Genomic DNA, 11,665 nt, shown 5'->3' on the forward strand with positions numbered 1-11,665 from the left:
TTATAGGCGGCAAAGGTATCAAATGAAATCGTCGTGAAATCGTCGCGCTCGAAAAATCTCTGTAACTAACTAAATTTCAAACATTTCAAAGAACTATTTTGGATTTTAATGGGACAGCAATGATTTTTAGATATTATTTTGCCTTGTTTTACCTAAAACGCAAATGTTTTCTTGCGTATTACAACTATTTTGGGATATTTTATGTAATTTTGCAACAGATGAATAAAAGTACATAGCATGGCTGCACAAATAAAGAAAAGCATCAATTGTATTAAATCTGTATTAACAGAACAAGGACGAACAAATAAATGGCTGGCGGTACAGTTAAATAAAGACCAAGCTACTGTATCAAAATGGTGTACTAATACGGCACAGCCAGGATTAGAGACATTAGTAAAGATTGCAGAATGCCTAAATGTTGATGCCAGAGATTTGATTGTTCCTACAAAGAAGATATAACAGTTCTAAATGAAAGAGATATGGCAACATCAATAAATCTGTCAAAGATTACAAAAGTTGATCTCCGTGACTGCTGGCAGAATGAGGCAACAGACTTTACTCCATGGCTTGCAACAGAGGATAATATGTCTCTGCTTGCAGATGCACTTGGAATGAATGAACTTGAAGTTAAAGCACAGGAAGAACATGTTGGTCCTTTCCGTGCTGACATCCTTTGTGTAGATTCCGGTACAGACAAACTAGTGTTGGTAGAAAACCAGTTGGAGAAAACTGACCATAATCATTTAGGGCAGATTTTGACATACGCTGCGGGACTTGATGCTGTGACTATTATTTGGATTGCCGAACGCTTTACAGAAGAACATCGAGCTGCCATTGACTGGTTGAACCGTATTACAGACAAAGAGTTCAATTTCTTTGGTGTGGAAATAGGGTTGATAAAGATTGGTAGTAGTCCCGCAGCTCCAATATTTAATGTTATCGCAAAACCAAATGGTTGGTCAAAAGATGTTCGCACATCATCTAGTCAGACATCTAATGAAAAGCGCACAGAAGCAGAACTGTATAGATATGAATTTTGGTCTGCCTTTTGTGAATATATGCTTAATAACCCATCCAAGAAGTTCCGTGCCCAATCTCCTTCTTATAACCACTGGATGAATATTGCTATAGGACGTTCAAATTTCCAGATTTGTCTTCTTCTTAATTCAAGAGAACAGAAAATAACAGTCCAATTATATCTTGGGGATGACATGAACAAGAAATACTTTGATGCGTTACTTGTATACAAAGACGATGCAGAAACAGAAAGCCCTGTCCCCAATCTCGATTGTTCCTTCCGGTATTATAATGCTTTTTAGTACAGATGCATTAAAAAAGGCGGAATTACCTATAACCCTCAATGTTGAAGGAAAATCTATGGTTTCCACATGTACATACGTAAAGGCTCCTTCACCAATGGTCTCAAGATTTCGCGGAAGCTTCAAACTTGTAAACCAGGCACTGCTTGACATATATCCTCTAAAACCATAATCCGGTATCAATCCGTCTTCTACGTCACACCCACTCATATCGAGTTTTCTCAACATTCCATTCAACTTGCAATCGTTAAGCACCTTGATATTGGCATGGCTCAGATAACCAGTCACTGCAACAGCTTCTAACTTGTACTTGTCATCTCCAAGCAACACGCTCAGGTCATCATCCTTTGTCAGTTCCACTGTACGTACAACCTGTGCATTAGTGTAGCATGACGCTACAAACATAATAATCAAAAGAAAAACTTTATTCATAAGATTTATTTTAATAGTTTTTGTATCATATAAGTAGAAATGTTTTAGCAAAAGTACTTTTTTATTCCGAAACATTACCATATATCATGAAATATTTGTTCTTTCACTACAACATTTGTATCAGAAAAAGCATTGTCATTAAACATCGCGTTCATCGGGATGACACCATGCTCCATCAATGTAGAGCCTATATAATAATCAACATCTTTCCCCTCAAACAAAGATTTCACTTTATTCAAAGCATCTTCCTCCGTAATGTATCTTAAACTTATCGAACCACCGGGCGGTAATACTTGGGCAAATCCTGCAACCGATGCTAAAATCAGTGCAATTGTAAATAAAAGTTTTTTCATTGTCATTAGTTTTTATTAAAGGTTAGTAAAATATCCGTATAGACAGTTCTCATCATAATATAATTCTATCGAATACTTATCATTCTGATATTCTTCAGGAATATTAACAATATTGTCTGAAGGATGCAACGTTAAAAGTTCGTCACTGATAACAGTACCCGATACATCTTTAATTATTACACGAACATCTGATACAAGCGTATCGGAGGTTATTACAATTTCAGAACCTTCATCAGTTACAACAGGTATTTCATAGCGATGATTACGATCTCTATCATCAAAAGAGCTATTCAATGTAACAATGTTTCCTGCATGTGACGTTATTCTAAACGCCACAACTAAAAACGTCATTAAAACCTTTTTATTCATACTTTTTACATTTAAAGTTAAACTTATATTCAAAAGTACAAATAAAAAAGCGCGTGATTATATAAAATGAGTTTACAAATATTTTACATTTTATATACCATTAACCTTCCACCTGAAAATCTGTTTACAAATATTTTACAAATCAGTGATATCACGCTAACTTACAATGATTTAACAAATTCATCGATATCTACGGCATAACCTTCTTTACCAAACATTTTAATGTATAGACGTTTCCTTGCAAGAGACATCGCACCGGTACTTCTGTTTAATAAAGATGCTATTTCTCTTATACCAAAACCTAAACGGATAAGCAAACACATACGATACTCTTGATCACTTATGGGATAGAGGCTGTAAAGGCGCGTTTTAAAAACTTCAACAATATCATTTACACAAATATCTATTTCATCCCATTCTTTCTTCGTTATATTCTTGCTTTGTTCTAACTTAGACCTCGTTAGTTTATATGCATTAGAATTTAGCAATCTTTCTGCAATAAAGTCCCTCCTTTTAATTTCACGCTCAGCCTTCTCATTTGCAAAAAGCAAGTCTGCCTTCTGTTCCATTAATTGAGACATCAATTCTTTGGTCTTATGATTTGCCGTATTTAACTGTTCTTCCAACAATCTTATTTTCTTGTTATTCTCTTTTATATATTCAGAACTATGTTCGTTTCTTTCCTTTTCTATACGTTTTAAGATTTGGATTTGCAATTCTAATCTCAATCGTTTTTGTATTGCACGTCTGCTATAAAATACAAATAACAAGATACATATACAACAAAATACTGATATCAATATAATGACAACTAAACGGTGAGAATTTTCTATTCTTAACTTAAGATTCTCTTTCTCACGTATTTGATAATTATAAATAGCATTCATACGTACTACACTTTCTGTAGCAGTTATATTATTTACAGAATCTCTATATTGCTCATATAAACATAAAGACTTTATCATTTCATCGTAACGCCCTTCTTTAAGATAAATTTCGACAAGTTTCCTGCTTGCATTCTGCTTAGCATACACAGAACCTGTTTCTACAAGAATATTACAATAATATTTTGCTGAATCATATTGTTTCGTATTCATATAAATATCTGAAGCCATTGCATATCGTGCATTGATATTAATTGTATCAGAATACAATAAGGGGAACAGACATCCCTTTGCTTTCTCATATTCCTTATGTTCTATATAAAAAGATGTCATCTGCCATAATACAGACTTCTCCAACTTCTTATCATTATTTTTACGGGCAAGACTACACGCTTTGTTATAATAAACAAGACTGCTGTCTTTTAGTTTCTTTTTATTATATGTATAACCTAAAGCCTCCAAACAATAAACTGCCGCAACTATATCTTTATTAATGCTGTCATAATGATAAGCCTCAAGATACATTTTAACAGCTTCATCATAAAAATATTGATACAAAAATAATTCTCCCATCTGATAACACGTATTGCTTCTTAATCTTAAGTCTGCATCTTTCGGCATCACATCCAATGCTTTCTGAAAATAGTCGAGCGCCATAGGGGCATCGTTCATGTCACGATAAACGCTGCCGGCATAATAATATGTCTCTGCCAACAGTTTCTTATCTCCATGTTTCTCGTAATACTCTATAAGGGGCAATATCAACGTGTCTGACTTGTGCTGTATATATGCCTTGTCTGCCGCCTTTATACACAACAGACGGTAAAACATACGCTCATGCTCAGGAGCTGAAGCCATTTCGGCACGCATGGAATCAAGCATGCTCACGGCAAATTGAGGATTTGCGGAAGACAGACTGTCTGCCACAAGCAATGAACTCCGGAAAGAATGCCCGGAGCATGCCGCTATAATAAAAACTGTAACAAGTATAGATATGTATAACAAGTGTTTCATGATCAATAGCAATATTAGTATCAGGGCAGTTTTTAAAGGTTTTCTTTATACCTGCACATCAGATGTCTACTTTTTATCACCACAAATATACTCAGAATATTCGACAAAACAAAATAGCGAAAGTCGGGCTTTAGCTCGGTTCGCGGTGGCGAAGCCGATTTTGTGAGTCACAATATACGCATAAGTCGAGAGCAAAACAACAAATTTATTTGTTTTTTTGCCGAGCGAGAGTATATTGGACGAAGCCGAAGGTGAAGTCAAATGTAATAATATTCTCTAAAATATTAAAATCACATCAGGACTTTAATCCGGCACCGATATCAATCCGATACTTTAAGAGGGATAATTGTTACAAAACGTAACTGCCAATTTTTATGATTAAAAAAGCTATGCTTTTTAATGCGTAAAACTATGCCTTTTGCCTTGAAAAGCATAGCTTTACGAAACTTATATATAGCATATAAAAACTGTAATACAACATTGCTTCTGACAAAAGAAGCATAGCTTTTATGATCTATAATAAGATAAAAACAATTTGCATATAACATTAGGAATAAAGAAATACAAAAATTAAATGAGAGTATACCCATGTATATGAGCATCCGCAAACACGGTATACACAATCCGGGAATACCCTCATGACAATATGCGGCGATATCTTTATACTAAAAGTATCGCCACATATTATTTAATATGTAATCTTAATTATTGCAATTCATCAGTCATCTATTTTGAAACGCCATATCTGATAATTGCCTTTCTTTCCTCCACGGTCTGAAACAAAATAGATATATCCGTCTGTTGTCCAATAAGGCTCGGCATCATAAGATTTGTTTACCGTCAACTGGGTAAGGTTATCTCCGTTTACATTTATTACATATATGTCAAAATCTTTCTTGTCCTTTTTCAATGACTGGAAAACAATACGCTTACCATCCGGACTCCAGCACGGATTATGAGCATAACCCTTTTTCGCGTCTGTTATCTGAACCTGATTACTTCCGTCAAGTCCCATGGTCCAGATACCGCAACTCTTTGCATCCGACGCATATTTTACATAGGCAATAGTCTTGTTGTCAGGTGACAAACGAGGCTGATATCCGTTACCAAGCAATATATTCTCACCTGTCTCCAGATTGCGCAACCATATTTCGCTATTCTCTATTATCGTAATATTGCTTCCTAAGCCAAACAGCAATGAACCTAAATTCATTGAACGGGCATAAGAATATGCAACCTTGTCATAAACAAGCAGTTTGCCGTCGCTCGATATACAAGGGTTGCCTTCATAGGCATTGGAACTTTCGGTTATCTGTGTCAGTGTCTTGCCGTTTGTCGCAGCCATCATAAATATGTCTGAAGTTGAACTGCCTTCATTCTGACATCTGAAAACAATCTTGTCAATTGCAGGGCTGTAAAACGGCTGATAATTAAGGTTCTTTCCACTTGTCTTCTGACTTGATGCACTGGCAAACGGGTTTTCTTTCTTAAAGATGTTAAAATAACGTCCACCCTCTCGCGCTGCATAAAAAAGATTCTGACCATTGTCTCCTCCATAAGGATTGATACAAGGCTCTTCACTGTCAGTTACTTTCGTCAGTGCAGACAAGTGTTCATCACCGGATGTAATTGCAAACTGCGTACTACTGCAACTTGTAAATACTGCAGCAACCACGGTGATACAAAAAAATGTTCTTTTCATCGTATTTTATTAGTTACGCCTGTAGTCCCCATATATCGGCTTTTATAAAACATTAAAAGGTGTGGGAACAATATTGCTTTATCCACTGACAGGCTTCTCGCATTGCCCATGATACAGATAAAGCAATAGCCCACACCCATAGAATATATCGGTTTTTATAAAAAAGGATATACCAATGGATATGACGCTATCGCTATTATCTCCGTATCACATTCAAATTTTGCGAGAATTTGTCAGTTGAAGATAATTTCAATAACACCCATTTATTTAACAATGTTGTTCTTTGACACCACAAAGACCATTCCATGCAGTACTTTTGCCCTTTACTTATCAGTATGGAAACATGAAGCATATCTTCGGACAATCCACTGCACATGCAAAGATACGCAATATTTCCTTATGACCAAACAACATAAAAAGTTTTTTATTTCTATTGTAGAAATAATATAATAAGATAATAAAGAATTGTGGATTTTATATCAGTCCCTCCTGCCAAACACATATCTCACCATCATAAAGTTTACCGGAATGGCTATGCAATAAACCGGAACGGGGGCAAACGAACGACTTATGCCAAGACAAAGAAATATATTGAGAAGACAAACCTGCAACAGATAGTTTATTACATGTGCACCGCCAAAGCCCAGTCCGTTCTTTACGGATGTCTTCTTGCGAAACGTAAAGCGGGCGGAAAGAATATAGTTGAAGATAAAACTGACGACATATCCCGCAGTATATGCCACATTTACATCGATGCCCAGCTGCAGCACGTAATATATTCCATAGTGTATAGCCGTGGCTAAAGCCCCGACAATAACAAAACGCAATGCCTCTCCTGCCTGTTTCTTGTCTTTAACCAATCTGTCAAACGATAACATACTTACAACAATTAAAAACTGAAAATCAAACGCATATATAAATAAGAAATGTTATGGCAGAACTGATATTGTCATCATTATAAATCCGGACATTCACTTAAAAACCATGCAATATCATTCAAACATCCGCGACCATTCCATGAAACGCCCCACTCCTTCGTCACCAAACTTGGCAAGACTGCGTGCAGCCTGTTCAACGGTCTTTTCCGTATCAAGGCGTGTCTTTGAAAAGAACTTGTCGGCATAGCATATTATCTTTTCCTCCGTTGTTTCGGGCAGCAGACTTATATGCGGCAAGGGAAGATTTTGCGACACTATGTCTTCAAGCGACAGTCCTGCCCCCGTATGCCGCTCGCATACCCTTGCATGCGCCGGAAGTCCTTCCTTGCGCAACAAGTCCGCACCCAGTATTCCATGCCGTATGTATGGTTCCGTGCCGTAGCACTTTATCCCGGGTGCATCGGTATATATTATGCCTATGTCATGAAGCATGGATGCCTCATACACAAAGTCGCGGTCTGCACCAAGTTCCGGATGTGCCGCAACTATGCGCAATGCCTTCTGCGCCACCGACATGCTGTGGCGCACCAGTATGTCCTTAAGTTCGGCATTTCCTTTATAATACTTGTCTACAATCTTTTCCCAATCCATGATATTAAAAAAAAGGGTGTATCAAAACTCAATATTTACTGCGTGTAGGGACTTTACCTTTGCGTATAAAAGTAAAGTCCCTACAAGAGTATGATTATTTGTTTGACACACCCTCACTAATCAAATCAATCCTCTTTATGTTCTCTCTCGATATATCCTATAACGTCACCCTTATTTACCTTAGAGCCTTGCTTGGCTGCTATCTCCACAAGCTTGCCTCCGAGACATGCCTTTATCGGCATTATCTGTCCCCATGGAGCCTGTATGTAACAGAAAGTGTCGCCCTCTTTGTATTCACTGCCGATAAACGGCTCTATACAAGGCACGCACTCGCTTCCGCCACCGAACTCGAAGAATATCTGTCCTTTGACAGGAGCTACAATGGCATCCGCCTTTGCATGCTTGAACGCTGCTATCTCCTCCGGAGAAAGCGAGGCTCCGAGTTTTGCATCCTTTGCTTTCTGCAAGTCGGCAAGGAAACGCTTCTTGGCAATTCCGCTCTTATAGTCGCGATACTGCTCAGGGTGCATGGCAAGTTCGTACAGCTCTTCATCGTCCTGACCGCAGTCCCAGCCGTTGTCTGCCATTTCTTTTCTGAAACCGTCAAGGGCATCGGGTATAAGCGTATGCGGATCGGCGTCAGTAAACTCGTATCCTTTCTTCTTGGCAAGCTCTACAAGCTCCTCGTCTATCGTACCGGGTATCGTACCGCTCTTGCCGAGTATCATGCCCCACATGGCATCGTCCATCATTACGAACCGCCCCTTGCCCTGCGCCATGGTAAGCAGGTTCAGCAGGGCAATGTTCTTGACATACTGCGAGAACGGCGTTACGAGTGGCGGATAGCCCACACGCGGCCACACATATTCAACCTCGTTGAACAACTTCACAAGCATATCGTCGGTAGAATACTCGGGCTGTCCCTTGCTCTTGAGTATTGAATTGATAGAGCGGTGTATGCCGGCAAGGTCTGCCATCATGCTTCCCATCATGCCGCCGGGCAATCCGCAACCGAGCAACAACGAACTCATGTGCTTGTTTCCGGGGTTGATGAAGTAACCCAACCACTCGTCTATGAACTCCTGCGTCATCGACCGTGCGTGCATATAGGCATTCATGTTTATCTCGGGCACGTCAAAACCCTCGTTCTTCAGCATGCTCTGAACCGATATGATGTCGGGATGAACCTTTCCCCACGACAGCGGTTCCATAGCCGTATCTATAACGTCGGCACCGTTGTTGCACACTTCGAGTATCGAAGCCATGGACAGTCCCGGTCCTGAGTGTCCGTGATACTGTATTATTATGTCGGGATGTTTTTCCTTGATTGCCTTTGTCAGTTTTCCGAGCATTGCCGGCTGACCTATGCCCGCCATATCCTTGAGACATATCTCCGTTGCACCGGCAGCAATCAGCTTGTCGGCTATGTCACTGTAATACTCTACCGTATGTACCGGAGAAGTTGTTATGCACAGAGTTGCCTGCGGTGTCATTCCCGCCTCAAGCGCCCACTTTATGCTCGGTATTATATTGCGTACATCGTTCAGACCGCAGAATATACGCGTGATGTCCACACCCTGTGCATGCTTCACCTTGTATTGAAGACGGCGCACATCGTCAGGCACAGGATACATACGCAGAGCATTCAGCCCCCTGTCGAGCATGTGTGTCTTGATGCCTGCATCGTTGAAAGGCTTGCAGAATGCCCTTACAGCATCGTTAGGATTTTCGCCCGCAAGCAGGTTTACCTGTTCAAAGGCTCCTCCATTGGTCTCGACACGAGAGAAACATCCCATGTCTATAATCGCCGGAGCTATACGTTCCAACTGGTCCTTACGAGGCTGAAACTTGCCTGAAGCCTGCCACATGTCTCTGTAGACAAGGCTGAACTGAATTCTCTTTTTCATGTCTTAAATAGTTAAATAGTTGACAGTGTTTTTCTATATCTGCAAAAATAGCGATTTTTTATTAACCGCATGTATATTTATAGGAAATAATTACATTCACCCATTCAAATATTCAAGAAACCACATACACGGTACGGACTGCCGCCGGAACAGCTTTAAAAGTCGAAACCAAAACTCGCGTAAAGATATGGTTTTCTTGTACGGTCCGAATAACCCGCCGTTACGCCAAGCGGTCCCAACATTGTATTGTAATAATAAGAGAGGTTGCAGCCGAGCACAGGATCGTGTTCAAACACATTGGCAAACTTGCCGCTCTCCTGTGCTGCGGCAAAAAACAGCATGAAATAGTTGTTCTCTGTCATACGATACTGCCCCTTTAGTCTGAATGCAACGAACATGTTGTCGGCAAACTCAACGTTGCCGACTCCGGAAAAAGGCATCTGCTGTTCCAGATAGTTGGCAAAACGGTTGCCGCCGATGGCATTTCGCATTATCATAGGCACGTTCCCTCCTGCTATCAGGCGCCCGTAAAGCATTGGCTGTATGGCAAACTTTCCGCCCAAAGGGAAAGACATGCGCCACATAACATCGGCTATACTTATCCCCTTATGTCCGTCCATATCGGCAAAGTTATCCGTATAATACCCGTATCCTGCTTCAAATTTGGCACCACGGGTGGTAAACAGCCACTCGTCTTCCGAATCATAATGTGTCCTTATGTGATAACTGTAGAACCTGCTTCCGCCAAGTTCCTGCCCGCCGGCGTTCTCACCTGTAAGCACATCATGGAATGTATAGTAGTCCCATCCGGCACCAAGGCTTATCTGTACATTCCTTGCCTCTGCCTCGAACAGTCTTAGTTTCACGGAATGATGATTGTAAGTAAAGTTATAATCGCGGCTTCCGTTGCTGTACATGTTGATGTCGTTGTGCCTGAATATATACGACAGTCCTATCTTACTGAATCTTAACGGCATTACATCCGCATCTATACGCGACATGATGCGCTTTCCTAATCTTGCGACAAATGCAAGGTTTACGGGCAGCTTTGCACGGACTCTATACGATATGCTCCCTTGCAAGGCAACCATCTCCTCCGTATCAAAACGCACACCGAGATCTATGTCGCTTATTTTCTTAGACTTTGCCGTTATGCGGAGAACATATCCCCCACCTTTCTTTACAAGACTGTAGCCGGCATCGGTATACATCAGGTCGGCATACATTGCCACCACCGCCTTCTCAATCTGTCCGGAAGATACACTGTCCGACGTACCTATATCATACTTGGATATAATATACCGCTTGTCATAATCATCCACATTGTCAAACTCCACCGCTACGAGCTTGAACCGTGACGGCATCAAGGATTTTCCTGCCGTGCCCTTGCGTACCGGCATATAATCATCAGGAAGTCCCAGACTGCGCTTTATCTTCATCAGTTCATTCCACTGTTCCATGGCAGCGCTCTCACCTCTGTTTATAAGAGTATCTATCGCCACCTTTGTGAAACTGGTTGCCGAGTATCCTTTCACATCCACTTTTATGGGAACATCGGTAATACTCCAGTTCTCGTCGTACTTATTCTTACAGTTTACGTCTATTATCTGCGACAGTATGCTTGCACCACTATAAAGTTCGTCTGCCGTACGTGCCTGTCCTTGAACGGATACTCCTATTATAATATCAGCACCCATATGCTTTGCAAGGTCTGCCGGATAATTATTGCGCAGTCCGCCGTCTACAAGCACAAGCGTATCCAGACGCACGGGCGTGAAAGCCCCCGGTATGGACATGCTGGCACGCATCGCCGTCGCCAGATTGCCGTTTCTGAAATCATATTCGGTGTTATCCACAATGTTTGTCGCCACACAGGCAAACGGTATGGGCAGACTGTCAAAGTCTATCGAGTCATGATAGCCCGTAGTAAGACGGGTAAACAGGTTTGACAGGTTTGTCCCCTGTATCAGTCCTCCTGCTGCAACATTATCCTTAAGAGCCGGTGTGATAGGCTTGGACAATATATAAGTAACCTGTTGGCGGAATTAATTTAATGCATACTTAATTCTGCCAATGGGCTTGTCGTTAATGAAGTTTACGTATTGCAGAATGGTAAGTGCACTAATTTTGCCAATGATTCTGGCAAACAAACCATT

11 protein-coding genes and 1 pseudogene are annotated in these 11,665 nt (G+C 40.5%); 2 read left to right on the forward strand and 10 right to left on the reverse strand.

Annotation, left to right across the window (positions count from 1 at the left end; translation table 11 throughout):
* The first annotated feature begins 237 nt into the window (after positions 1–237).
* Together HPS54_RS12045 and HPS54_RS12050 are read left to right on the forward strand one after the other, a co-directional pair.
* Positions 238–459, forward strand: coding sequence for a helix-turn-helix transcriptional regulator (locus tag HPS54_RS12045; RefSeq protein WP_172345689.1), 222 nt, complete (start codon positions 238–240; stop codon positions 457–459).
* A gap of 20 nt (positions 460–479) precedes the next feature.
* Complete coding sequence (locus tag HPS54_RS12050) at positions 480–1,319, forward strand: DUF4268 domain-containing protein (RefSeq protein ID WP_172345690.1); 840 nt, start codon at positions 480–482, stop codon at positions 1,317–1,319.
* Here HPS54_RS12050 and HPS54_RS12055 read toward each other — a convergent pair.
* From HPS54_RS12055 to HPS54_RS12100, 10 genes and pseudogenes are all read right to left on the reverse strand, one after another.
* Positions 1,236–1,751 (reverse strand): leucine-rich repeat domain-containing protein, encoded by a 516-nt coding sequence (locus HPS54_RS12055; RefSeq protein ID WP_172345691.1) that lies wholly within the window; start codon positions 1,749–1,751, stop codon positions 1,236–1,238. The two genes, HPS54_RS12050 and HPS54_RS12055, sit on opposite strands and share 84 nt — an antisense overlap.
* Before the next feature lie 74 nt (positions 1,752–1,825).
* Positions 1,826–2,104: a hypothetical protein gene (locus HPS54_RS12060; RefSeq protein ID WP_172345692.1), complete on the reverse strand. Its 279-nt coding sequence runs from the start codon at positions 2,102–2,104 to the stop codon at positions 1,826–1,828.
* Positions 2,105–2,119: 15 nt separating this feature from the next.
* Positions 2,120–2,473 carry a DUF3244 domain-containing protein gene (locus tag HPS54_RS12065; RefSeq protein WP_172345693.1) on the reverse strand — a complete coding sequence of 118 codons (354 nt, stop codon included), beginning with the start codon at positions 2,471–2,473 and terminating at the stop codon, positions 2,120–2,122.
* Between the two features lie 161 nt (positions 2,474–2,634).
* Entirely contained in the window at positions 2,635–4,371 is a 1,737-nt protein-coding gene (locus HPS54_RS12070) for a tetratricopeptide repeat protein (RefSeq protein ID WP_172345694.1), read from the reverse strand.
* Positions 4,372–5,089: 718 nt separating this feature from the next.
* Complete coding sequence (locus HPS54_RS12075) at positions 5,090–6,073, reverse strand: TolB family protein (RefSeq protein ID WP_172345695.1); 984 nt, start codon at positions 6,071–6,073, stop codon at positions 5,090–5,092.
* 479 nt (positions 6,074–6,552) lie between these two features.
* Positions 6,553–6,951, reverse strand: coding sequence for a GtrA family protein (locus HPS54_RS12080; protein WP_172345696.1), 399 nt, complete (start codon positions 6,949–6,951; stop codon positions 6,553–6,555).
* 114 nt (positions 6,952–7,065) lie between these two features.
* Positions 7,066–7,602: an HDIG domain-containing metalloprotein gene (locus tag HPS54_RS12085; RefSeq protein WP_172345697.1), complete on the reverse strand. Its 537-nt coding sequence runs from the start codon at positions 7,600–7,602 to the stop codon at positions 7,066–7,068.
* A gap of 125 nt (positions 7,603–7,727) precedes the next feature.
* Entirely contained in the window at positions 7,728–9,509 is a 1,782-nt protein-coding gene (locus HPS54_RS12090; protein ID WP_172345698.1) for a biotin/lipoyl-binding protein, read from the reverse strand.
* Between the two features lie 155 nt (positions 9,510–9,664).
* Complete coding sequence (locus HPS54_RS12095; RefSeq protein ID WP_216653082.1) at positions 9,665–11,530, reverse strand: patatin-like phospholipase family protein; 1,866 nt, start codon at positions 11,528–11,530, stop codon at positions 9,665–9,667.
* Between the two features lie 24 nt (positions 11,531–11,554).
* Positions 11,555–11,665, reverse strand: a pseudogene (locus HPS54_RS12100) (IS982 family transposase); the annotation flags it as partial.

The sequence above is a fragment of the Xylanibacter caecicola genome (genome assembly GCF_013166515.1).
GTDB lineage: Bacteria > Bacteroidota > Bacteroidia > Bacteroidales > Bacteroidaceae > Prevotella > Prevotella caecicola.